The sequence below is a fragment of the Micromonospora sp. CNZ299 genome (genome assembly GCF_002754415.1).
The window spans coordinates 3,493,197-3,517,451 of sequence record NZ_PEFG01000001.1 but is presented as its reverse complement, the minus strand read 5'-3'; the positions used below and the strand labels follow the sequence as shown (position 1 = coordinate 3,517,451).

Sequence of the window (24,255 nt, the reverse complement as noted above, 5' to 3'; positions counted from 1 at the left end):
CGCAAGATTTGCTCAAGGCTGGGCCGGAGGAGTTCCGTAACGGCGACGCAGGGACCACGGTAGGGGAACCCAGACTCCGGCAAGGGAGCCTTCGTTGACCCTCGAACCCGCCCTGCTCGACCGACCCCGGTCCCCGGCACCGTCCTCTCCGTTGGACTGGCTGACCCTGGGCGACGCGTTCGAGGCTGCCTGCCTGCTGCGCTGCACACCGCCGCCGACCGCGGCCCGGCCGGGCGCGGCACGCCTGGCGCACGCCCCCGGCGTGGAGTTCAACCGGGAGGACGCCGCACAGCGCACCCGGCAACTGCTCGCCCGGCTGGACATCCCGGTGACCCACGAGGTCGTCGTGGGCGGTCTGCGCCGCCGCTACGAGCTGCACCGGCTCTGGGTGCCGCAGGAGCACCGGGAGGCGTACACCCGGGTGTTGGACGCAGGCTGGTGGCAGGGGCGGCGTGAGCTGCTCGGCGGGCCGCTGCCCGGTGCCTCGCCGGCGCGCCGACGGTTGGTGAGCCGGCTCGCGGCGGCGGCCTGGCGCTCGGCGCTGCTGGCCGCCGGGCGGCACGTCCGCCGGCACATCCTCGGCGTGCGGCTCACCGACCGGGAGCTGGCCGCGGTGCTGATCCGCAGCGCTGCCGTGCTCGACGTGCCGGCCCGGCTGCGCCCCGGCACCGGTTGCTTCCTGGTCAGCGTCGCCGACGGCCCGGACCGGGCGCGGATCCTGAGCAGCGCGGCGTTGGAACCGGCGCGCGGGGCGGTGGCGACGCGGAGCGGGGTCGTGACGCCGACACGCAGCCCGGCCTGCTGATCGAGGTTCCGGCCACACCCACCCGGCGCGGCACGGCAGGGGGTTGCGCGCGCCCGGGCGACGGCGCACAGTGCACCGCGTGAGTCGTACCTCGTCCCGCCGGCCCGGCCGCCACCGCGCGGGGCCGGCCGCCCTGTTGACGGTGCTGCTGACCGCGACCCTGGCCGCCGCCGGCTGCCGGGACGCGCCGACCGCGCCGACGACGATCCGGATCGCCACCGGCAGCCCCACCGCCGTCTACTACGCGTTCGGGCAGTCCCTGGCGGCCATCCTCAACCGGGAACTGCCCAACGTGCGGGCCAGCGTGGTGATCACCGCCGCCTCGGCGGAGAACGTCCAACTGGTCGGGTCCGGCGCGGCCGAGCTGGGTTTCACCCAGGCCGACGTGCTGCCCACCAGCACGGCGGAAAGCCCCGCGGTCGAGGCCATCGCCCGGGTGTACGACGACCAACTGCACCTGGTCACCACCGGCGGCGGCCCGGTCCGCACGGTCGCCGACCTGCAGGGCCGCCGAGTCTCCGTGGGCGCGTCCGGCTCGGGCACCGAGATCACCGCGACCCGGCTGCTGGAGGTCGCCCGCCTGGGCGGTGACGAGGTCCGCAGGGAACGGCTCGGGCTGGACGAATCGGTGGCGGCACTGCGGTCCGGGCGGATCGACGCGTTCTTCTTCTCCGGCGGGTTGCCGGTGCGGGGCATCGAGGAGCTGGCCTGGCGCAGCGCCACCCGGATCGTCGACCTCAGCGAATGGACCGAGCCGCTGCGCTCCCGCTACGGGCAGGTCTACGTCTCCCGGGACATCCCCCACTCGGTGTACGGGGTGGACGCGGTGACCACGGTGGCCAACCCGAACTACCTGATCGTGCAGGCCAACCTGCCGGAGCGGTTGGTCCGGGAGGTGACCAGGCTGTTGATGGAGCGCCGGGCCGAACTGGCCGCCGCGCACCCGGCGGCTGGGCGGATGAGCCCCCGCTCGGCGATCGTCACCGCGCCGCTGCCGCTGCACCCCGGGGCCGCCGCCTGGTACCGCGCGGCCAAACCCTGACGGCAGGCGTCACCGCGCCGGGGCGGGCCGCAGGTCAGCGGGCACCTCCTCGTCCGCAGGCTCCACCGACGGGTCGGATTCCGGCGCCGGGAACCACAGGGCGGCGACCAACCCGCGCGACTCCCCCAGGCGCATGGTGAGCCGCCCGTCGGACGCGTCCACCAACACCGCGGCGATGGTCAGGCCCAGCCCCGCACCGTCCACGTTCTGCGCGTCCGGGGCCCGCCAGAACCGCTCGGTCGCCTGGCCGAGCTGACTCTCGGTCATGCCCGGGCCGGAGTCGCGCACCTCCAGGGCCACCCCGTCGTCGCGGCGGGCCACCGTCACCGTCACCGCCCCGCCAGCCCCGCTGAACTTCACCGCGTTGTCGATCAGCGCGTCCAGCGCCTGATCGACGGCGGTCGGTACCGTCCGGGCGTACGCCGGGGCGTCGGTGGTGGCCAACCGCAACGCGACCGAACGGTGCCGGGCCAGCGGCGCCCACGCGGTAACGCGAGACGCGGCCACCGCGGCGGCGTCCACGGTGACCCGCTCGTTCTCCTCCCGTTCGGCCCGGGCGAGGGTGAGCAGCGCGTCGAGCACCAACGCCAGCCGGTCGGTCTCCTCCAGTGCCAACTGGTGCTCGGACCGGCCGTCCGGGTCGGTGAGGCTGAGGCCCAACTCCTCCACCCGCAGCCTCAGCGCGGTGAGCGGGTTGCGCAGCTGGTGGCTGGCGTGCGCGACGAAGGCACGCTGCCGGTCCATCACGTCGGAGACCACGTCGGCCATGTGGTTGAAGCTGGCCGCGAGACGGCGTAGCTCCGGCGGGCCCAGGCGGTGCTGCACCCGGGCGCCCCGGTCGCCCTCGGCGATCTCGTGGGTGACCGCGTCCAGCTCGGTGACCGGGCGCAGCACCCATCCGGCCAACCCGAATGCGGTGAGCACGCAGGCCAGCACGACGAGCAGACCAGCCAGGGCGAGCAGCAGCCACCACGAGGTGACAGCTCGGCGGATCGGGCCGGACGGGGTCACGATCACCACCGCGCCGAGCACCTCACCGCCGTCGTTGATCGGCACCGCCACCGCCACCGGGTCGGTCGTCCAGGGCCAGACCGACTCGGGCGCGCTGGTCTGCTGCCCGGACAGGGCGAGGTCCAGGACCGTCGCGGTCACCGGGCCGGGCCGGTACCTCGGCGACGAGACCGGCGTGCTGCGGTCCCGGTCGACGATCGCGGCGCCGATCGCGTACAGGTTGTCGTAACTGGTCAGCTCCGACTCGATCGGGCCCGGCCCGCCGTCGCGTAACGCCGGCCCGGCCAGCGAGGCGAACCGGGTGGCGTCGGCGAGCCGGTCGGCGCGGACCCGCTCCGTCTCGCGGCTGGCCATCGTCGCGGCCAGCGGTGTCTCCAACGCGATGAGGACCAGCACCATCAGCAGCAGATAGCTGATCACCAGACGGCGGCGCACGTCAGCCCCTCACGCGTCGCGCAGTCGGTAGCCGACACCGCGCACGGTCTCCACCAGACGGGCATCACCGAGCTTGCCGCGCAACGACCCCACGTGCACCTCGACCGTGTGCCGGTCAGCCCAGGTGGTGCCCCAGGCGTCGAGCAGGATGCGGTCGCGCGGCACCGCCACCCCGGGCTGGCGGGCCAGCGAGAGCAGCACGTCGAACTCCTTGCGGGTCAACGTGACGTCTCGACCGTCCACGGTCACCGTCCGGGCGGGCACGTCGATGCGCACCGACCCGGCCTCGATGAGGTGCCGCTGCGGCGCGGCGTTCGCGGCCCGGCGCAGCACCGCCTCGATCCGTGCCTGCAACTCCACCATCGAGAACGGCTTGACGACGTAGTCGTCCGCGCCGAGGCGCAGACCCAGCACCCGATCGCGTTCCTCGCCCCGCGCGGTCACCGCGATGATGCCGAGCTGACTGCTGCGCCGGCGCAGCTCCCGGCACAGGTCGGTGCCGTCCCCGTCGGGCAGGGTCAGGTCGAGCAGCACCAGGTCGCACGGGGCGGCGGAGAGGGCGGCGGCGACGGTGCCCGCGTGCTCGACCTCGTAGCCGCGGCGCGTCAGGGCGGAGGAGAGCGCAGCGGCGACCCGGCGGTCGTCCTCCACCAGCAGGATCCGCACCCGTGCCCCCGTCCGTCGCAGCGCCGTTCTGCGAATGGTGGCAGAAGCGTGCGCGGAACGGGAGGCCGGATACCGCGATGTGCGAGCTAGAGGCCGAAGACGTCGTCAGCGGTGGCGTCCCGGACGCCGTCGGTGAAGCCGCGAAAGCCCGGGTCCTCGTGACTGGCCGGCACGCTGGTGACGTTGACGCCGCTGGCCTGCGTCACCGCGTCGACCAGGGGCGGATAGTCGATCTCGGCATCCTGGAAGGCGTCGTCGTCCGCCTCGGCCAGGTTGATCACGTGCTGGACGTCGTCGGACGGAGTGTCCGGATCCTCGGCCCACTCGCCGCCCGCCCGGTAGCACTCGTCGTACAGCGCGCGCTGGCTGTCGGTCCAGTCGTCGTCGTAGCTCTGCATCGCCCATCCCCTCCGCGGCCCTTGACCTGAGCATGCCCGGCGGGGGGCGACGGGCGCGGCGGTACCGGCGAAAACCGGGCCAGCACGCCGACCGGACCCCCGTAGGCTGCCGAGGTGATCTACAAACTGCTGTCGAACACGGAATGGGACGACACCCTCGCCGCCGGCGCCTTCTCCGGCTCCGCCGTGGACCGGCAGGACGGGTTCATCCACCTCTCCGGCGCGGACCAGGTGGTGGAGACAGCGCGGCGGCACTTCGCCGGTGCGACCGGGTTGACCCTGCTCAGCGTGGCCGAAGAGCGGTTGGGCGACACGCTGCGCTGGGAGCCGTCGCGCGGCGGGCAGCTCTTCCCACACGTGTACGGTCCGCTGCCGGTCGCGGCGGTGGTGGCGGCGCAGGCGTTGCCGGCGGACACCCCGGCCGCCGAGGCGGTGGCGGCGCTGCTCGGCTGAGCGGTCGATATGCTACGCCGAGTCCCGCGCCCCCACGACACGCTCCGTGCCCGGGGCAGCGTGGCAGCCCCGATCCGCGCGCCCGGTGCCCGGTCTCCGGCCCGAGGCGGCGCGGGTCACCGACGGCGCCCGGCGCGCCCTGCGACCCATGCGAGTTGAAGGATGACTGACAGCACCTCACCGACCCCCTCGGTCTTCGTCCACCCCACCGCCGACGTCGAGGACGGCGCCCAGGTCGGCGACGGCACCAAGGTCTGGCACCTGGCCCACATCCGATCGTCGGCCCAGGTGGGCGCGGGCTGCGTGATCGGGCGCAACGTGTATGTCGACGCCACCGTGACGGTCGGCGACCGCGTGAAGATCCAGAACAACGTCTCCGTCTACCAGGGTGTGACGCTGGAGGACGAGGTCTTCGTCGGCCCGTGTGCGGTCTTCACCAACGACTTCCGGCCGAGGGCGCAGAATCCGGACTGGACGATCACGCCGACCCTGGTCCGGCGGGGCGCCTCGATCGGCGCGAACGCCACACTGGTCTGCGGCATCGAGGTCGGCGAGTACGCGATGATCGCCGCTGGCTCGGTCGTCACTCGAGACGTGGCGCCGTACCAGCTGGTGGCTGGCAACCCGGCCCGGCCGAAGGGCTGGGTCGACGAGAAGGGCGAGGTCGTCTCCCGGGACGTGGCGAACCCGCCGCGTCGGGATTGACCGTTACCGGTTGCCGGTGAGCGGATCCTCGCTCACCGGCAACCGGGCGCAGTTCAGGCGCAGAGACGCTCGATCTCCGCGCGGAAACGATCCATCGGGTTCGGCTCGTCCGGGCCGAGCAGGTACTCCTTCAGCTCACGCCGAGCTGCGGTCATCGGGTCGTCGCCAGCTTGGGCGAGGTCGAGGATCTTCCCCAGTTCCCCGCAGTCGGCGGAGAGCAGGTACGCCGCCCGGGACGTGGGGTACGAGCTACGGAATTCGTCCTCCGGCAGGCTCGCCGGGTTGGCCACCACGTACGGCCGTTGGCTCTGCACGAAGTCGGAGACCACACTGGACACGTCGCTGATCAGCAGGTCGGTGACGTTGAAGCAGTCGAACAGGGCCGGCACCCGGCCGGTGACGACCAGGTGGGCGTCGCCGTCCAGCGAGTTCACGTCCACCTCGCCGCCGGCGGCCCGGATCAGGTTGATGATCCGGTCGTTGGCCGCCCGGGCCTTGTTCCAGCGGGTGCCGGTCAGCGGGTGCGGCTTGTAGATCAGGCGCACGTTCGCGGCGAGCACGCCCGACACGATCCGCTCCCCCATCGCCACCAGCGACGTGTGGTGCGGGTCGTCGTCCAGCCACCCCTCCCAGGTGGGGGCGTACAGCACGGTGAACCGACGGTCGGTCGGGCCGGAGCCGAAGGTCGGCACCCCGGACAACTGCGGCCGGCCCACCTCGACGATGTCCTGGTCGAGCACGCCCACCCCGGCCTGCGCGTACCGCTCCCGCCCGGCTCGACCGGCCACCCACACCTCGTCGTACACCTTGCTGTAGGGATTGACGCTGGCCTGCTTGTCGCTGTCGCCGTGCCCGACGAAGACGTGTCGGACGCCCGGCTCGCGGATCATGTGGATGTTGGCGCCCACGTTCGCCGCGTAGAGCGCCACCCGGACGGGGCTGAAGTCGAGGTTCATGAAGTCGACCCCGGCGGGCACGCAGATCACCGGCAGCCGGGTGTCAGCCAGCGCCTCGAAGGCGTCCTCGGCGCGCAGCAGCACGACCGCGCGGCGGCCCGCCGCCTCCACCGGGGCGAGCCACATGTTGGCCTGGTAGACGTCCTTGCCGGGGCCGGCGAAGTAGAGCGCCACCTCCGGACGCTCCCGGGCCAGCCAGTCGTTCACGGCGGGCAGCACCCCGGGGGTACGGCCGCGCCCACGCAGCAGGGTGGAAGCCAGCACGGCCGCGGCGACGAGCCCGATGGCCAGGGTGACCAGACCGGTCACCAGCACGGGCGTGGTCCGGTCGACCAGCGCGGCCGCCACGGCCGCCGGCGGCAGCAGGAAGTTGAGCACCGGCATCCGCAGGCCCACGACGCGTTCGGCCCAGGCCGGCGGGATCGGCACCCGGCGTACCGCGCCGAAATCGATGTTGCGGGTGAACGCCGGCGTCGCGGCCCGGCCCTCGACGACCCGGTTCAACGCGGTGGTGCCGACGGCCACGGCCCAGAGCGCGGCCGGCAGCAGCATGATCCCGATCGTGGCGGCCACCCCGGGGCGGACGGTGCTGACGATCAGCAGGACCACCGAGAGGTCGCGGACGAGCCACCGCCAGACCGGCTCGATACCGGCCTTCTCCAGCAGCACGGCTGTGGCGGCGAACCGGTTGGCGAGGGCGAACTCACCCGCTGTAGCGACCAACGCGGCGACCAGGAACGGAATCGCCCAGCCCAGGACGCCGGCCAGAACCATGATCCCGTAGCCGAGCAGAGTCACGCCGACGACGGCGACACCCTGTTCGCTCCGTATTCTGCTGAACAACGACACACTCCCTGTCTGCTCGCCGATGTTGGCGCGTTCGATACCGGCCGCCGCGACCTTTAACGGGGCAAGTAACCCAAGTATCGCCGGGGTGTCTCGGTGGTGAACGGGCGGGAGAGGCGACTCACAGCGTCGTGCGCGGAGACGCACAACGGGCCCCGGCCGCGGAACGGACGGGGCCCGGAGCGGACGGGTGGGATCAGCCGCCGATGACCACCCGGCGGACGCCGGCCCAGCGGGCCGGATCGGTGACCCGCCGACCGTCCACCAGAACGGTCACGCCCGGCAGGTCGGCCGGGGCGAGGCTGCGGTACTCCGCGTGGTCGGCCTGGATGACCGCGGCACCGAGCGGCTCACCGTCGTACGCCGGCAGGCCGTGCGCCACCAACTCCTCGTTGGTGTACATCGGGTCCGAGACGTACGGCTTGGCGCCCCGCTGGCGCAGCGCCTCGACGGTCGGGAAGACGCCGGAGAAGGCGGTCTCCTTGACCCCACCCCGATAGGCCGCCCCCAGCACCAGCACGCCCACGTCGGTCAGGTCCCCGTACGCGGCGGCGAGCAGGTCGACCGCGTACTCCGGCATGGCCGCGTTGGCCTCGCGGGCCGAGCGGACGACGGTGGCGGCCGGGTCGTTCCAGAGATACATCCGCGGGTAGATCGGGATGCAGTGCCCACCGACGGCGATGCCCGGCGAGTGGATGTGGCTGTACGGCTGGGTGTTGCACGCCTCGATGACCTTGGTGACGTCGACGCCCACGGTGTCGGCGAAGCGGGCGAACTGGTTCGCCAGGCCGATGTTGACGTCCCGGTAGGTCGTCTCGGCCAGCTTGGCCAGCTCGGACGCCTCGGCCGAACCAAGGTCCCACACGCCGTTGGGCCGGTCCAGGTCGGGCCGCTCGTCGAAGTCGAGGACCGCCTCGTAGAAGCGCACGCCGTGCGCGGCGGACGCCTCGTCGATGCCACCGACCAGCTTCGGGTAGCGGCGCAGGTCGGCGAAGACCCGCCCGGTGAGCACCCGCTCCGGGCTGAAGACCAGGTGGAAGTCCGTTCCGGCGGTGAGGCCGGAGCCTTCCTGGAGCATCGACGCCCAACGGCTGCGGGTGGTGCCGACCGGCAGGGTGGTCTCGTAACTCACCAGGGTGCCCGGCTTGAGGCCGCGGGCGATGGCCCGGGTGGCGTCGTCCATCCAACCGAAGTCCGGTACGCCCTCGGCGTCCACGAAGAGCGGCACCACCACGACGACGGCCTCGGAGTCGGCGACCGCGGCGGCGGTGTCGGTCGTGGCCGACAGCAGCCCGGCGGCCACCACCTCCTTCAGCTTCACGTCCAGGTCGGCCTCGCCGGGGAACGGCACGGCACCATCGTTGACGAGCTGGACGACCCGCTCGGAAACGTCGGCACCGATCACCCGGTGCCCCTTCGAGGCGAACTGCACGGCGAGCGGAAGGCCGATCTTTCCGAGCGCGACGACGCAGATGTTCATGAAACTACTTTCCTCCAGAGGGCCAAATTCGGCGCAGACGGGCAAGGAACCGACCGGTGGTCACCGGCGTGATCGCGACGATCACCTGGCCCTTGTGGTTCGTGGTCGGCGTGACGAGGTGCAACCGGACGCCGTGGCGGGTGAGCAGGCGGGGCGCGCCGACCCGGCGGTCGGTCCGCAACGGCGCGGAACCGACCCCGACCGGGGTGCTCACCTCGGCCCGTACCGTCTCCCGTCCGCCGTTGAGCGGCACGGCCGCGAGCAGCCGGTCCACCGCGAAGACCGTCCGTACGACGGTACCGGGCGCACCGGTGGTGACGGATGTCACGCCGACCACCTCCCCGGCACTGACCCGGAGTGCCTCGGCGGGCAGGTCGGCCAGCTCCGCCCAGCGGCTCTGCGCGGTGACCACCAGGGATCGGGCGCCTGCGGCGTCCCGCCCCCAGGCCAGCCGGGTCGCGGTGAGCATGGCCAGCACCTTCGCGGAGCCGTCGGTCACGTCGTACCACTCGTCCGGGTAGCCGAGCGACTGGTCACGGAAGCCGACATAGTGGGCGTACCAGCGGCCATCCTCGATGCTGATCTCGGGTGGCGTCCGCTCGGCCTGCTGCCGGATCAGCTCACGCAACCGACCCAGCGTGGCGTCGCGGGCGACTACCAGCCGCAGCCGCAGGTCGGGGGCCAACCTTGCCAGGATGTCGTCGGTGAGGTACCCCTCGACCAACTTGCGGATCCGGTCGTGGACGCGCTCCTGGACGTCGGCGCCGAGGTCGAGCAGCTCCGTCTGGAGGAGCTTCGCCACCTCCCAGCTGAAGTGACGCAGCAGGACCGCGTCCCGCCGCGGCCCGGGCTCGATGAGGCCGGCGACGAAGCCGACCAACTCCTCGGCGCAGCGCAGCCGCTCCTCGAAGCGGCTGGCGTAGGTGATGTTCTGCGCGTTGTGCCGCTTGACCGCGTAGTAGTACTCGTAGTCGGCGAGGACGGAGACCTTGTTCGCGCGGACGCAGGCCTCCAGTGTGAACGGCTGGTCGCTGCCCATCGGCATGTCGGTACGAAAGCGCAGCCCGTGCCGTTCGATCAGGTTCCGCCGGAACAGCTTGGTGTTCGACAGCGACCAGGGCAGTGCACTGTCGACGAGATCGACCTGCTCCCGGGTTTCCGCGTAGACGGCCTGGTGCACGTAGCGCTTGTTGGTGCCGACCATTCGCCCGAGCACCACGTCAGAGCCCCACCGGTCGGCGGCGTCCACCAGGCGTTCCAGGGCCTCCGGGCCGAGATGATCGTCGGAGCCGATGAAGAAGACGTACCGGCCGCGGGCGTGGTCCAGGGCGCGGTTGCTTGGCACCGCCGGGCCGCCGGAGTTTGCCTGGCGCAGCACCCGGACCGTATCCGGGTACCGCTTCGCGTAGCGGTCCAGCTCCGCGCCGCTGCGGTCGGTGGAGCCGTCGTCGACCGCGACGACTTCGAGCCGGTCCAGCCCGATGGTCTGCCCGACCAGCGAATCCAGGCAGGCGGTCAGGTACGGCATGGTGTTGTAGACGGCAACCACCACCGTCACGTCGGGTTGGCTCACGCCCCGACCTCCACCACTGTCTGCTCGGCGCCGGTGGAGGTGTCGCGGGCGGACATCGGGCGCGGAGGCGCGGCGGGCAACAGCCGGGAGTAGACGTCGTCCAGCACCTCTGCCTGCGCCTCCCAGGTCCAGCCGGCCAGCAACCCGGGCCGGTCGTACGCGGCACGGTAGCGCGCCGGGTCGGCGAGCACCGCGGTGACCGCCCGGACGAAGTCGGCAACGTCCTCGGCCTCGAACACCTCACCCTGGCCGGTCTCGCGGACAGTCTCCGCCATCGTCCGCACATCGGAGACGACCAGCGGCAGCCGGGCGTGTGAATACTCGAAGAACTTCGTGATCAGGGCGATCTCGTGATTCGGCCAGTGCTGGATCGGGATCACCCCGACCTGCGCGCCGGACAGGAACGGCACCACCTGGTGATGCGGAACGTACGGCAGCAGGTGGACCCGCCCGGCCACCCCGAGCTCCTCGGCGCGGCGGAGGAGGCCCTTGACGTACGCCGACTGGGGCTTGTTGGTCACGAAGGCGACGTGCGCCTCGGGCAGCTGCGGCAGCGCCTCGACCATCACCCCGAGCCCGCGCTTGGCCGCAGCCACCCCGCTGTAGACCAGCAGCGGCGTGACCGGGCCGATCCCGCAGAGCGCCCGGATGTCCGGTACCGGCTCGGCGGAGCCCGCCGGCTGCGTCTCCAGCGTCGGCGCGTTGAGCACCACCGCGGGGCGCTCCGCCAGCCCGTGTTCGCGCTGCAGCAGATCGGCCAGTCCGCCGGAGACGGTCATCGCGGCGTCCGCGTGCGGCACGTACTCCCGCTCGTGCGCGACGTTCCCCGGCAGCCACCGGGCGTTGTCACGCCACGGCTGCACGCCGGGCAGGTACTCGTGGGCGTCCCACACAAGTGCGATCCGCCGGCCCTTGGTGGCAGCACGGATCTTGGCGCGGGCCCCGACGCCGATCATCCGGAAGTCGTTGGCGTGGATGAGGTCCGGTGCCATCTCGTCGACCACCGGGCCGTAGGCCAGCTCGTAGTCCCACAGGCCCGGCTCAAGGCGACGCCACGCGCCGCCGCCGCGCAGCCGCTGCCAGAAGAGCGTGTACGCCCGGTCCCAGGGGCTGGTCAGCTTGCGGCCACGACGGGCGCGGCTCAGCTCCCGGTTGCGCAGCGACACCCAGAGACGGACCAGGGTCGAGAACTTCTCCTCGAACCGCAGCGTCGGCCAGGCCAGCGACGGGACACGACCGCCGTCGCGGGCGGCCAGCGTCAGGGCGGCGCGGCGGACCTGCAGGTCGGCACGCCAGGCCTTCACGGCCTGGGCACGATGGGCGCCGATCCCGCTCGGCGGGTAGGCAAGCGGCGCGCGCAGCAGTGCGCGTCGGAATTCGTGTCGGCGCTTGGCCAGCGGCTCGGGCATCGGGATCAGCCGAACCTCGGCGTCACCGAGGCGCCAGCTCTGCGGCTGCCCCCCGGCCGGCGCACGCCCGAGCAGGACGACATCCCAGCCGGCGTCGGCGGCGGACCGAGCCGCCTTCTGTACCCGCGAGTCGCCGATGACCCCGTTGTCCACCAGCATGACGACCCGTCCCCGGGTGGACACCGCTGCGGTCGTGCCGTCAGATCCCATTCCTGCCCGTTTCCGTGTCAGCCAGCACCGCGCCCGCGGGACCCGAGCGAGTCTACGACAAGTCAGGCGTCGGACCCGCCCCGCGAGGCGTTCGGTGTCCCCACCGAAGCCAGGTCGGTTGCTAACCTGCATCCTGGTCGAAGACCGGTGACCGCCGTGCCGCGCGGCGGCCATTCCGGGGGTGGCGCCGGATCCCGTCCGCGCCCGACCGATCACCCCGCCTCAGCGTAGACAGGACGAAAATGGACGTGGTGACGACCGGCGAGCGCCGCCCGTCGACAACGGAACCAAGCCCTGCCGAGACGCCGGCACCCCGGGAGGGGGCCGTGCTCCGGATCCGCGCCGCCTTCCAACTGGCCCTGCCGGCCCTGGTCGCGTACGCGGCGACCCGCGTGGTCGGCGGAGTCACGCTCTATATCTGGGCCCGCGCCACCAACCGCAGCCCGGAGAGCCTGCTCACCCGGTTCGACGGCACCTACTACCTGTTGATTGCCCAACACGGCTACGACGGGTACGAAAAGCTGCAGAGCAACATGGCTTTCTTCCCGCTCTACCCCGGCGTTCTGGCTCTGCTGGAACCACTCAGCCCGTTCGACCACCGCAAGACCGCCCTCGTCGTGGCCTGGGCTGCGGCGCTCGCCGCCGCCTGGGGGCTGTTCGCCGTCGGCAACCTGCTGCACAGTCGGCGGGTCGGGATCCTGCTCGCGGCGCTCTGGGGAGTGCTTCCGCACAGCATCGTCGAGTCGATGTCGTACAGCGAAGGCCTGTTCACGGCCCTCGCGGCCTGGACGCTCTACGCGCTGCTGCGCGATCGCTGGCTCACCGCGGGCGTGCTCTGCCTGCTCGCCGGCCTCACCCGTCCCACTGGGTCGTCGCTGATCGCCGTCGTCGGGCTGGCCGCCCTCATCGCCGTCATCAAGCGGCGCCACGGCTGGCGCCCCTGGGTCGCCATGATCCTGGCACCCCTCGGCTGGCTGGGCTACCTGGCCTGGGTCGGTACGGAGACCGGCCGGCCCGACGGCTGGTTTCACATCCAGGACGCCGGGTGGGGCACCACCTTCGACTTTGGTGTCGACACCCTGCAACGGGGTCAGACGGTGCTGAGCAAGGCGTCGGCGCTGGAGTTCTACATGGTGACGCTGATAGCGGGCCTGGCGATCCTGCTCTTCGTGCTGAGCGTGCTCGACAGGCAGCCTTGGCAACTGCTGCTCTACAGCGGCCTGCTGCTGGTAACCACGCTCGGCGCGGCCGGCTACTACCACTCCAAGGCCCGGTTCCTGCTCCCGGCGTTTCCGCTGCTGATCCCGCCAGCGGTGGCGTTGGCCCGGGCCGGCTGGGCCCGCGCGGCCGCCGTGATCACCGCCATGATGATCATGTCCGCCTACTTCGGCGGCTACCTGCTCCTGGTGTGGCGCTCCTCGCCCTAGCCTGACGCGTCCCCGGTCAGACGGTCCGCCCGCGGGCACCGGCACGTCGGTGCCGATGCCGCGCTCGGTACGGGCCCGGCATCGGACGGCGGCCCCGAGAGACGAGGTACCGGACAAAATCCGCTAGGGTTGGCCGCTGTGTTCCCGCCACCGCCTGCTTCTTCCCGGTGGGCCGACCGGCCCGAGCACGCTGTGTCGTGCGGTCGACACCGGCTTTCGAGGCGGCGAGCGCGTGCGTCGTCGCGCGCTGCGCGAAGCACTACTATTCCAGGTGCCGTCGCCCGCCAGCCGGATACTGCGGCATGGGCGGGCGCAGCCACCGCCGTGGTCGTCCCCGGTGCCCACCCGGGTCCGGCGCCACACAGCTCCATAGCTCGATCGGCCGGGGCACCCCAACCGATCGAGGTGAACGGCGCCGACCCGCGCCCCGGGTGGCAACCGCCCGTTCATCGTCCCCGTCGCAGACCCCCGAGGAGTCAGGTAGTGAAGGTCGTCAGCATCGTCGGCGCCCGTCCGCAGTTGGTGAAGCTGGCACCGATCGCCGCGGCGTTCGCGGCGGAGGGCTGTGAGCATGTGATCGTGCACACCGGCCAGCACTACAACGCGGACCTGTCCGACGTGTTCTTCTCCGGCCTCGGCATCCCCGACCCGGACGTGCACCTGGGCATCGGCTCCGGCAGCCACGGTGTGCAGACGGGCCGGACGCTTGCCGCGCTCGACCCGGTGCTCGCCGCCGAACGGCCGGACTGGGTTCTGGTTTACGGCGATACCAACTCGACCCTGGCCGGCACCCTGTCGGCGGTCAAGCAGCACCTACCGGTAGCCCACCTCGAGGCCGGACTGCGCTCGTTCAACCGCCGGATGCCCGAGGAACACAACCGGGTGCTCACCGACCACTCCGCGGATCTGCTGCTCGCCCCCACCGAGGAGGCGATGCGGCACCTGGCGTCGGAGGGTCTGGCGCCCCGGTCGGTCCTGGTCGGGGACGTGATGGTGGACGTCTGCCTGCGGGTCCGGGACGACGTGACGCGCGAGGGCCAGCCCCGGCCGCCGCTGCCCGAAGGGATCGACCCGGAGCAGCCGTACCTGCTGGCCACCCTGCACCGCGCCGAGAACACCGACGACCCGCAGCGGCTCGCCGCGCTGCTCGACGCGCTGGCCGACCTGCCGGTGCCGGTGGCGCTGCTCGCCCACCCGCGGCTGGTGAGCCGCGCCGAGGAGCACCGCCTGAAGCTTTCCCGGGGCTCATTGCACGCCGGCCGGCCACTGCCGTACAGCGCCATGGTCGCCGCGGTGCTCGGCTCCGTCGGGGTGGTCACCGACTCGGGTGGCCTGCAGAAGGAGGCCTACCTGCTGGACCGCCCCTGCACGACGCTGCGCACCGAGACGGAGTGGGTGGAGACCCTCGAAGGCGGCTGGAACGCACTGGTCCCCGACCCGCGCGAACTGGGTGCGCAGTGGACGACCACCGCGACCCGCCCGGCCCCGCAAGCCCTGCGCGGCACCCCGTACGGCGACGGCCGGGCCGCCCACCGGGTCGCCGAGACGCTGCGGCGTCACCTGGCATGATGGCGCATCTCCTCCTCACGATCGGGTACCTGCGATGAGCAATCGAGTTGCACCCCTTCCCCGGTCTGGCGGCGGGCGGCGACCGCACGCCATCTACCTGGCGATCGGGTTCCCGCCCGCGGCGAAGAGCAGCGCATACCGATTGCGCGAGACGGCGAATCAGTTCGTCGCCATGGGTTGGGACATCACCGTCATCACCATCTGCCAGGAAGCCTGGGAGCGCGAGTACGGCCTGGACCACACCCTCTCCGAGAAGGTCGATCCCCGGGTCAAGGTGATCGAGCTGCCACTGATCCGGGAGGACCTGGAGACCGACATCCGCGCCTTCTCCGAAGCACGGTCGATCGACCCGGCGGGGTGGATCAGCCGGCTCCGCAAGCGCGAGCAGAAGATCTTCCCTGAGCCGGTCTTCGGCGGCTGGCGCTACGAGTTGGAGAAGGCGGTGATCCAGCAGCACCGCAAGCACCCCGCGGACCTGCTGATCTCCTCCTGCGCCCCGTACGTGAACCTCGCGGCGACCTGGAAGCTGTGGGAGGAGTACAGGGTTCCCTACGCGGTCGACTTCCGGGACGGCTGGTCGCTGGACGTGATCGGTGGCGGCGAGGCCTTCACTCGCGACTCGGTCTCCGGGCGTTGGGAGTCCAAGGTCCTTGAGCACGCACGTGCGGTCTGGTGCGTGAACGACCCCATCGCCGGCTTCTACCGTGAGCGTTACCCGCACCTGGCCGACCGGGTGCACGTCGTGCGCAATGGCTACGACGAGGACAGCCTCCCCGATGTCGGCGGCCGCTCACCGGATCCGGCCGCGGGGCTGACCTTCGGCTACCTCGGCTCGGTCAACTTCACCCCGGCCTTCCTGGAGTCGGTGCTCGACGGGTGGCGGATCGCACGGCGCAACGATCCGGTCCTGGCCCGCTCCCGATTCGAGGTGCGCGGCCACATCGGCGCTGGCGCGATGCGGGAGGCCAACCGGCACATGGACCTGCTCAAAGAGGCTGCCGTCGACAACGTCAGCTTCGGCGGGCCGGTACCGAAGGCGGACCTGGCGGCGACGTACGGCTCCTGGGACGCCCTGGTGCTGATGCTGGTAGGCGGGCGCTTCGTCACCTCCGGCAAGGTGTACGAGTTCATGGCCACCGGGCTGCCGGTGCTCTCCGCCCACGACGTCGACCACGACGCAGCGAACATCCTTGCCGGGCATCCACTCTGGACGGGCGCGGTGGGTCTGGACCCGCACCGGCTGGCGGACTCCTTCTCGGAGGCAGCGCGAATGGCCCTGAAGGCCACCGACGAGGATCGGGCCATCGCACGCCAGCTCGCTCGCCGGTTCGCCCGGCCCGCCGTGCTCGCCCCGGCCGTGCGACACCTCACCGAACTCGTGCGGCCGAGCTCGGCCGGCGTTCCCGCCCCGGCCGCGACCGCTTCGACTGGAGATGTCCAACCATGACCACCGTGCTCATCGTGGCCACCGCCGCGCCGAAGCAGCCGGCCGTCCTAGTCGAGGCGCTGGAGCGCTTCCGCAGCAAGGGTGCCACCGTCACGCTGGCCTGCTTCTTCGACAGCGAGGAGTTGGGGATCGACCCGGCGCTGGCGGAGATCCGCACCTTCGCCATACCTGGCGAGAAGCGGGACGCCCGCTTCCGCAAGGCCCTCGGGCGGGCACCGGCCAATCGGAAGATCTGGCTGCACGCTCGACGCAGCACCTGGCTGCGGCAGCAGTACCGCCGGGCCGACCTGCTTGTCGCTCTCGACGCTCGCGCGGTGCACACGGTCTGGGAGATGGCGCAGCGCAACACCCGGGCCGGTGCCTACTACGGGCTCGTGCCCGCACAGAAGGCCCTCGCCGCCGACCGGAGCGAGTCGGTCGGGAAGCGGCTGGAGCGCCAGGTCGCCGCCGCTGCCGGCATCGGCGCGCGCGGGGCCCGCAGCGCAGCGGAGCAGACCATCCGGACCACCTTCCAGAAGGCCACCGGCCAGCGGGTGATGAGCAACCCGGCGGGCGCCTGGCTCTGGACCCGGGCCGTGGCGGCGCCTCGCGTCCCGGACCGGCTCCGCAGCAAGCTCGCCGTCCGCCTGCACGACAGCGCGGTCCGGGCCGGCCGGCCGGCCGCCGGCACCCGGGCCGCTTCCGCAGCCGTACACCGGATCAACAGCCTCGCCACCCGCGCCGACATGCTGACGAAGGCTGCGAAGACGGAGCTGACGCTCGGCCACCAGCCGAGCGGCCTGCACGACGCGATCCGGGCCCAGCTCGCGTTGGCGGACGACCTGCTGCCCCGAGACACCAAGAAGGCCGCGGCGGCCGTCTCCATGGCGTGGAGCCTGTCATCCAACCGGGTCTTGCACTTCGATCGACTCACCTCGCCGATGAGCACGGATCCGGGAGCCTTCGTGGCACCGTTCCGGGAGAGCACCGCAGCGCGAAAGCTGTCCCAGCCGCGCGGTCGGCTCACGCCGGCAGCCCCTGCGCCGACCGACCGGCCGCTGCGCCTGCTGGTGACGACGTTGATCAACGACAACTTCCTGTCGGAGATTCTGGAGCGCTACCAGGCCATGCCGAACGTGGAGGTCCGTTTCCTGGACCTCTACGAGGACGAGGTGACCCGCCCGCTCGCGCTCAGCGGCAGCACCGTCATGGAACACCTGCTGGCAGGTGACTCGTCCTACGGCGCCAAGGTCGAAGAGTGGCTCCGACCACACCTCGACTGGGCTGACACCATTTTCGTCGACTGGTGCCAAGCCACCGCGGCGCTCTTCACCCTGCACGACCCGGGCAGCACCCGGATCATCGTCCGGCTGCACAGCTTCGAGGCGTTCAACTTCTGGCCACACCTCGTGGATTTCTCCCGGGTCGACGACGTCGTCTTCGTCTCCGACCACCTACGCGACCTCTCCACCGCCGTGCTGCCGCAGCTCACCGACACGGGTGGGCCCCGCCTCTGGGTCATCGACAACGCGATGGACCTGCAACGCTACCCACGGTCAAAGCCAGCCGACGCCCGGTTCAACCTCGGCATGGTCGGGTTCAGCTCGGTGGCCAAGGACCCGCGGTGGACTATCGAGGTGCTACGGAAGCTGCGCGAACGGGACGAGCGGTACCGGCTGACGCTCATCGGCAGCAACTTCAACGACCGGACCAGCAAGCCCGCCAAGGACTACGGCAAGCTGCTCAAGCAGGACCTGGCGGAACTGGAGCCGCTGGGGGCGGTGCGGCGCTACGGGCAGACCGACGACGTCCCGGCCGCACTGCAGGAGGTCGGCGTCATCGTGAGTTCCTCGGTACGCGAGAGTTTCCACTGCGGCCTGGTGGAGGGCGCAGCAAGCGGGGCAGTGCCGGTGGTGCGTGACTGGCCGTTCTTCGCCGGCAAGCCGCACGGCGCCCGAACCCTCTTCCCGGCCGACTGGGTGGTCGAGAGTCCGGCTGAGGCGGCGGAGCGGATATTCGCCGCCACCGCCACCGAGGAGCAGTGGCGGGAGACCGGCCAGGCCGCGGCGGAACACGCGCTGAAGACCTGGGACTGGAGCGTCACCCAGTCCGGCTTCGACCGGCTGCTGCTCGACGACTAAGCCTCCGGCGAGGCGGAACAGCAGGTACGCAAAGGGGGCTTGGCCGACTGGCCAAGCCCCCTTTCGGTCAGCTCACGGGCAGTGAGGAGCGGTGCGCCACGGGCGCCGGGGTGGTCGTGCGCTGCGCCGGGGCCTTCGGGCGGTCCGGCAGCAGGCGGGTGTAGACCTCGTCCATCACCCGGGCCTGCGCCTCCCAGGTCCACTGGTCGAGCACACCCGGCCGGTCGTACGCCGCCCGGTACCGCTGCGGGTCGGCCAGCACCTCCCGCACGGCACGCAGGTAGTCGTCCAGATCGTCGGCCCGGAAGACCTCGCCCTGGCCGTTGGCCCGCGTCGCCTCGGCCATGGTCTTGACGTCGCTGACGACCATCGGCAGCCGGCCGTGCGCGTACTCGAAGAACTTGGTGATCAGCGCCAACTCGTGGTTCGGCTTGTGGTGGATCGGGATGACGCCGAGGTCGGCCGGGGCCACGAACGCGGAGACCTGCCAGTGCGGCACGTACGGCAGCAGGTGCACTCGATCGGCCACTCCCAACTCGGCGGCGAGTTCCTCCAGCTCGTACATGATCGGGACCTTGCCGTTAGGGTGCACCGACACGAGCGCGACATGCGCGTCGGGCATCCGGGTCAGGCCTCGGATCATGATGTCGACCCCGCGGGACGGGTTGATGCCGCCGCAGTAGACCAGCAGGGGCGTTCCCGCGTCGATTCCGCACAGCGCCCGGATGTCGGGAATTGGCAACGCACGCTGCTCCAGGGTGAGCTCGGCGGGCGGGGCGTTCAGCACCACCGCCGGCTGCTCGGGCAGGTCGTGCGTCTCCCGAAGCAGGTCGGCCAGGGTCGAGGAGACGGTCATGACGCCGTCGGCGTACGGGGCGTGCTCGCGGACGTAGGCAATCTGAGCCGGCAGCCAGCGGAGATTCTTGGGCCGACCGATGATGCCGGGCACGAACTCGTGCGCGTCCCAGACCAACTTCACGTCCCGCCCGGCAGCGCGGGCGCGCATCATCGCGCGCGCACCCACGCCGAGCATCCGGAAGTCGTGCGCGTGGATCAGATCCGGCTGCAGCTCGTCCACAACGGACCCGAAGGCCAGTTCGAAGTCCCACAGCTCCGGGTCCAGGCGGCGCCACGCCCGGTCGCCGTGCAGGCGCTGCCAGAGCCGCAGCGCGGCCCGGTCCAGCAGGGCGTTCGGGTCCTGCTGGCGCTCCTGGAGGCGCTGCAGCTCACGGGTCCGAAGCTTGACCCACCGGAACTTCGCCTTGTTGACGATGTACGGCGCGGCCAGGCGGGCCTTGCCGGTCAACTCCGCCCAGCGCGGCCCGCCCGCGCGACGGGCGACCTCGATCTCGGCCAGCCGGAAGTCGAGGTCGTTGCGCCGCGCCTTGAGCACGTTCAGGTTCCGCTTCGCGGTAAGTCCCGGCTTGTACGCCAGCGGGCGGCGCAGCAGCGCGCGGCGATGGGCGATCGGATGTGGAATCCGCCGCGCCACCCGGATCAGGCGGACCTCGGCGTCGCCGATCCGCCAGGTCTCCTCGGGGTTGCCGCCCTTGAGGATGCCGACGAGAATCACCTCCCAGCCGGCGTCGGCGGCCGACCGGGCGGCCTTCTGCACGCGGGAGTCACCGTGGACCCCGTTGTCGACAAGCATCACCACCCGTCCCCGGGTCGGCCGGGCGTCGGTATCCGGGACAGCTTGCATCGGGTGCCTTCTCCTTGTTCAAGGTCCTGCACGGGCGCGGATCAGCGGTCGCCGGTGCGACGACCGGCGCCGATCACCGGAGGAAAGCGTCGAAGACCTGCGCGGTGCGCCGGCCGTCGTGGTGTTCACGGACATAACGGAGACCCTCCGCGGCGAGGGCTGTCGCCCCGGCACGGTCGTCGAGTAACGACTCGATCGTCTTGACGAGCGTGGTGGGCGTGGCGTTCGCGATCGGCGGCTGGACGTCGGCCGCGCGGTGCGCGCTCTCGCTGAGATACGCCACCACCACCTTGCCGGCGGCCATCCCCTCACAGGAGAACGTGCCGTAGCTGCCGATCACGAGTTGGTCGACGATGATGTCAGCGTCGTGCACCTGCCGGCGCATCTCGCTATAGGGCAGTCCCTCCACCAGCCGTAGCTCGATCCGCCTCTGGTCGTGCAGCTCCTGCAACCGGGGCAGTAGCCGGTCGGTGCCCTTGGTCCAGCGATTCGACGGTGCGTGCAGCACCACCGGCCGGGCGCGCTCCAGCACCGGGCGGTCGCAGGCCCAGCCGTCCACGTCGACGATCAGCGGCGCCCAGGTGGCGAACGGCACGTCGTCCAGCAGGTCGGGGGTGGTCACGAAGAACGGCAGGCCGCTCTCCTCTGCGGTGCGCCGGTTCCGCTCGGCCACCATGGTGAGCCGCTCGCGCAGTTCGGAGTCCGCGTCCCGGAACGCGGACTCGGCATGCCGCTCCAGGTGCGCGCCCGGATGGCGGATCTCGCTGCCGTGCGCCAGCAACGCGACCTTGAGCCGGGCCCGGCTCAGCGCGGGCAGGTCTGCGGAGATGTCGTCGCCGTTGCCCCGGCCGAGCACCGGGCGGAACGCGTCCACGATCAGGTGCGTGTACCAGCCGAGCACCCGGAGGGCCTGCTCCGCCTGCACGTCGAGCCTGTGTTCGCCCGGGTAGTTCAGGTAGCGGTCGGCCGGGTAGCGATAGGTGGCCGGCGGCTTGGCCATCACCAGTTCGATGCCGACGTCCGCCCGCGCGGCGGTGATCGCCACCGCCAGGGCGGAGAGTTGCCCGGCGTAGTTGGCCGTGCCCAGCCCCAACCGGACGGGACCGGCGCCGAGCGCCCGCCAGGGACCCGGGGTGCCAGCCTCGATCGGCGCGACCGGCAGCTCGTCCGGTGCGGGCGGCGCGTCCCCGCGCTGCCAGGCCCGCTCCACCGCCTTCGCAAAGGAGGGCAGCGAACCGGGCGCGAAGAAGTCTCCGGCCCGGTGCCGGGCCAGGTGCTCGCGGGCCGCCCGGCTGTCCGCCGCGACGACGCGCAGCCCGGCGGCGAGGTAGGTGTCGAGCAGCGCGAGACCGGCGTCCGGCTCGAACCCGAACACGGCCACGTCCGCCGAGGCGAGGAACGCTGCGGTCATCGTGTTCGGGCGCGGCACCTCGTGGATCCGCCGCCGGGCCTTGCCGGCCCGGCGGATCAGGTCCTCGGTGGCCGCCCGCTCCGCCTCGCCGCGGACCAGCGCCAGGTGGAACTCGGGCAACCGGGCCATGGCGCGTACCACGCCGGCCAGCGCCCGGTCGCCTGCGACCCCGCCCGCGTGCACCAGCAGCGGCGTACCAGCGGGAAGCTCACAGAGCTCGCGTACCGAAGGGGTCTCCCAGGGCCGCGTGCCCACGGCGGCACGGCGGAGCGCGATACGCAAACGCCGCGGAACGCGCCGCCGCACCACCGAGACCACCCGCCGAGCCGGCGCCGGGCTCATCGCAGTGCAGGCTCCGCGTCGCTGCCGCCGGGCACGACCGACAGGACCTTGCCGTCGGAGGCCGACTCCAGCAGCGCCGCCGCGACCTGCACGGTACGCAGACCCTGCCGCAGGGTGACGATGTCGCTCTCCTTGCCCTCGACCGCGTCACGGAACCGCTCGTGCTCGACGAGCAGTGGCTCCCGCTTCGGAATGGCGTAGCGGACCATGTCGCCCTCGGCCACGCCCCGGAACGCGCGCAGCGCCTCCCACTCGGTGTCGATGGCAGCGTTGGCGTAGTAGGTGAGGTCTGCGGTGAGCGTGTCGGCGACGAAGCAGCCCTTGTCACCGGTGATCACGGTGGACCGCTCCTTGAGCGGGCTCAGCCAGTTGACCAGGTGATTGACCATCGTGCCGTCGGCGAGTTGGCCGACAACGGCGACCATGTCCTCGTGCAGCCGGCCACTCCGGGAGACCGTTCGAGCCGAGACCGATGCGTATTCCTGACCGGTCACCCACGCGGTGAGATCAATGTCGTGGGTGGCCAGGTCCATCACCACGCCGACGTCGGCGATCCGGTGCGGGAACGGGCCCTGACGCCGGGTGACGACCTGGAAGACCTCGCCCAGTTCACCGGCCTCCAGCCGGGTACGCAGGCTCTGCAGCGCCGGGTTGTAGCGCTCGATGTGACCGACGCCGGCGACCAGACCCGCGGACTCGAACGCCTCGACCAGCCGGGTGGCCGTCTCGACGGACTGGGCCAGCGGCTTCTCGATCAGCGCGCACACCCCGTTGGATGCCAACTCCAGGCCGACCCGTTCGTGCAGCGCGGTCGGACAGGCGACCACCGCGTAGTCGATGCCCATCGCCAGCAGGTCACCGAGCTCCGGGACCACCGGGGCCCGCAGGGTGCCGGTGGTGTCGCCGGCCGGGTCGACGACGGCGACCAGTTCGACGCCGTCCAGGTTGGAGAGCACCCGGGCGTGATTGCGACCCATCGCACCGAGGCCGATCAGGCCTGCGCGCAGCTTGCCCCGCTCGTTCATCGGGCACCCCCGGCGAGGTTCGCACCCTCGGCGATCCGGTCGAGCTCGACCTGGGTCAGCGACGGGTGCACCGGCAGCGAGATCACCTCGGCGGCGGCCCGCTCGGTCTCCGGCAGCTCCCACGGACCGGGCTTGCCGTCCTCGGTGAGGTAGGGCTTGAGCCGGTGGATCGGCGTCGGGTAGTAGACAGCGTTGCCGATACCCAGCTCGGTCAGGCGCTGCTGGGTGGCGTCCCGGTCGCCCCGTGCGCGCACCGTGTACTGGTGGTAGACGTGCCGGGCGCCGTCGGCCACCGGCGGGGTGACCAGGCTGGTGATGGTGGAGTCGAGGAACTTCGCGTTCGCGCGACGCTGCTCGGTCCACTCGCCGAGCTGGGTCAGCTGCACCCGACCGATGGCCGCCGCCACGTCGGTCATCCGCATGTTGGCGCCCACGATCTCGTTGGCGTAGCGCTGCTCCATGCCCTGGTTGCGCAGCAGCCGCAGGGTGCGGGCGAGCCCGGCATCCCCGGTGCTGATCATGCCGCCCTCCAGGGAGTGCATGTTCTTGGTGGGGTAGAAGCTGAAGCAGCCGGCGGTGCCGAAGGCGCCGACCGGGGTGCCGTGCAGGCCGGCCCCGTGCGCCTGGGCGGCATCCTCGACGACGGCGAGGTCGTGCCGCTCGGCGATCGCCATGATCCTGTCCATCGCGGCGGGGTGGCCGTAGAGGTGCACCGGCATGATCGCGACGGTGCGCGGGGTGATCGCCGCGGCGACCGCCTCCGGGTCGACGCAGAAGTTGCCCGCCTCGATGTCGACGAAGACCGGCTGAGCACCCACCAGCCGGACGGCGTTGGCGCTGGCCGCGAAGGAGAACGAGGGCACGATGACCTCGTCGCCGGGGCCGAACCCGAGCGCCATCAGGGTCAGCTGGAGCGCCGATGTGCCGGAGTTGACGGCGACGCAGTGCCGACCGTCGACGAGCTCGCCGAACTCCTCCTCGAACGCCGCCACCTCCGGCCCCTGCACCACCTTTCCGCTGCGCAGCACCCGCACAGCCGCCTCGATCTCAGCTTCACCGATGATCGGACGTGCCGGTGGGATGAAGTCTGGGTTCTGCCCAGCCATGGGGGATCCTCCTGGGTCTAGACGGTGCAGGCGGGGGTTCGGATGGCGATACTAGCCCGTTGAAATCTGCGGAGACTCGTACGGGCGCAGGTTCACGCGCGGCCTGGTCGGGTGGGG

At 71.7% G+C, this 24,255-nt stretch carries 19 protein-coding genes; 8 read left to right on the top strand and 11 right to left on the bottom strand.

Annotation, left to right across the window (positions count from 1 at the left end):
- The first annotated feature begins 94 nt into the window (after positions 1-94).
- Complete coding sequence (locus CLT68_RS16465; RefSeq protein ID WP_099851956.1) at positions 95-805, top strand: hypothetical protein; 711 nt, start codon at positions 95-97, stop codon at positions 803-805.
- Positions 806-884: 79 nt separating this feature from the next.
- Positions 885-1,847, top strand: coding sequence for a TAXI family TRAP transporter solute-binding subunit (locus CLT68_RS16460; protein ID WP_486482201.1), 963 nt, complete (start codon positions 885-887; stop codon positions 1,845-1,847).
- A 9-nt stretch (positions 1,848-1,856) separates the two neighbouring features.
- Here the strand turns inward: CLT68_RS16460 and CLT68_RS16455 are convergent, their stop codons facing one another.
- From CLT68_RS16455 to CLT68_RS16445, 3 genes are all read right to left on the bottom strand, one after another.
- Positions 1,857-3,293: a sensor histidine kinase gene (locus CLT68_RS16455; protein ID WP_099851952.1), complete on the bottom strand. Its 1,437-nt coding sequence runs from the start codon at positions 3,291-3,293 to the stop codon at positions 1,857-1,859.
- Positions 3,294-3,302: 9 nt separating this feature from the next.
- Positions 3,303-3,959, bottom strand: a complete 657-nt coding sequence (locus tag CLT68_RS16450; RefSeq protein WP_099851951.1) for a response regulator transcription factor — start codon at positions 3,957-3,959, stop codon at positions 3,303-3,305.
- A gap of 86 nt (positions 3,960-4,045) precedes the next feature.
- Positions 4,046-4,357, bottom strand: a complete 312-nt coding sequence (locus CLT68_RS16445; protein ID WP_088947217.1) for a hypothetical protein — start codon at positions 4,355-4,357, stop codon at positions 4,046-4,048.
- A gap of 114 nt (positions 4,358-4,471) precedes the next feature.
- On the opposite strand from CLT68_RS16445, the gene CLT68_RS16440 reads away from it, so the two are divergent.
- Together CLT68_RS16440 and CLT68_RS16435 are read left to right on the top strand one after the other, a co-directional pair.
- Positions 4,472-4,810, top strand: coding sequence for a DUF952 domain-containing protein (locus CLT68_RS16440; protein WP_099851949.1), 339 nt, complete (start codon positions 4,472-4,474; stop codon positions 4,808-4,810).
- Positions 4,811-4,972: 162 nt separating this feature from the next.
- Complete coding sequence (locus CLT68_RS16435) at positions 4,973-5,515, top strand: acyltransferase (protein WP_088947215.1); 543 nt, start codon at positions 4,973-4,975, stop codon at positions 5,513-5,515.
- A gap of 53 nt (positions 5,516-5,568) precedes the next feature.
- Here CLT68_RS16435 and CLT68_RS16430 read toward each other — a convergent pair whose 3' ends face one another.
- The 4 genes from CLT68_RS16430 to CLT68_RS16415 all read right to left on the bottom strand — a co-directional run bounded on the left by CLT68_RS16430 (position 5,569) and on the right by CLT68_RS16415 (position 11,938).
- Entirely contained in the window at positions 5,569-7,314 is a 1,746-nt protein-coding gene (locus tag CLT68_RS16430; protein ID WP_099857250.1) for a CDP-glycerol glycerophosphotransferase family protein, read from the bottom strand.
- Between the two features lie 199 nt (positions 7,315-7,513).
- Positions 7,514-8,797 carry a nucleotide sugar dehydrogenase gene (locus CLT68_RS16425; protein WP_088947214.1) on the bottom strand — a complete coding sequence of 428 codons (1,284 nt, stop codon included), beginning with the start codon at positions 8,795-8,797 and terminating at the stop codon, positions 7,514-7,516.
- Between the two features lie 4 nt (positions 8,798-8,801).
- Positions 8,802-10,370, bottom strand: a complete 1,569-nt coding sequence (locus tag CLT68_RS16420; RefSeq protein ID WP_099851948.1) for a glycosyltransferase — start codon at positions 10,368-10,370, stop codon at positions 8,802-8,804.
- Positions 10,367-11,938: a glycosyltransferase family 4 protein gene (locus tag CLT68_RS16415; protein ID WP_099857247.1), complete on the bottom strand. Its 1,572-nt coding sequence runs from the start codon at positions 11,936-11,938 to the stop codon at positions 10,367-10,369. Before CLT68_RS16415 ends, CLT68_RS16420 begins: the two co-directional genes overlap by 4 nt.
- A 377-nt stretch (positions 11,939-12,315) precedes the next feature.
- Here CLT68_RS16415 and CLT68_RS16410 point away from each other — a divergent pair, with 377 nt between their 5' ends.
- The 4 genes from CLT68_RS16410 to CLT68_RS16395 all read left to right on the top strand — a co-directional run bounded on the left by CLT68_RS16410 (position 12,316) and on the right by CLT68_RS16395 (position 18,552).
- The gene (locus tag CLT68_RS16410; protein ID WP_486482200.1) at positions 12,316-13,416 is read left to right on the top strand and encodes a hypothetical protein; all 1,101 of its coding nucleotides are present in this window, start codon (positions 12,316-12,318) and stop codon (positions 13,414-13,416) included.
- 483 nt (positions 13,417-13,899) lie between these two features.
- A complete protein-coding gene (gene wecB, locus CLT68_RS16405) occupies positions 13,900-14,985 on the top strand; it encodes a non-hydrolyzing UDP-N-acetylglucosamine 2-epimerase (RefSeq protein ID WP_099851945.1) in 1,086 nt (361 codons plus the stop codon).
- A 34-nt stretch (positions 14,986-15,019) separates the two neighbouring features.
- Positions 15,020-16,432, top strand: coding sequence for a glycosyl transferase (locus CLT68_RS16400; RefSeq protein ID WP_099851943.1), 1,413 nt, complete (start codon positions 15,020-15,022; stop codon positions 16,430-16,432).
- Entirely contained in the window at positions 16,429-18,552 is a 2,124-nt protein-coding gene (locus CLT68_RS16395; protein WP_099851941.1) for a glycosyltransferase, read from the top strand. The genes CLT68_RS16400 and CLT68_RS16395 overlap by 4 nt, the downstream gene beginning before the upstream one ends.
- 67 nt (positions 18,553-18,619) lie before the next feature.
- Here CLT68_RS16395 and CLT68_RS16390 read toward each other — a convergent pair whose 3' ends face one another.
- From CLT68_RS16390 to CLT68_RS16375, 4 genes are all read right to left on the bottom strand, one after another.
- Positions 18,620-20,254, bottom strand: a complete 1,635-nt coding sequence (locus tag CLT68_RS16390; protein ID WP_486482199.1) for a glycosyltransferase family 4 protein — start codon at positions 20,252-20,254, stop codon at positions 18,620-18,622.
- A gap of 73 nt (positions 20,255-20,327) precedes the next feature.
- A complete protein-coding gene (locus tag CLT68_RS16385) occupies positions 20,328-21,920 on the bottom strand; it encodes a glycosyltransferase (protein ID WP_486482198.1) in 1,593 nt (530 codons plus the stop codon).
- Between the two features lie 83 nt (positions 21,921-22,003).
- A complete protein-coding gene (locus CLT68_RS16380; RefSeq protein WP_099851937.1) occupies positions 22,004-23,032 on the bottom strand; it encodes a Gfo/Idh/MocA family protein in 1,029 nt (342 codons plus the stop codon).
- Positions 23,029-24,138: a DegT/DnrJ/EryC1/StrS aminotransferase family protein gene (locus tag CLT68_RS16375; protein ID WP_099851934.1), complete on the bottom strand. Its 1,110-nt coding sequence runs from the start codon at positions 24,136-24,138 to the stop codon at positions 23,029-23,031. Before CLT68_RS16375 ends, CLT68_RS16380 begins: the two co-directional genes overlap by 4 nt.
- Between the last annotated feature and the right edge of the window lie 117 nt (positions 24,139-24,255).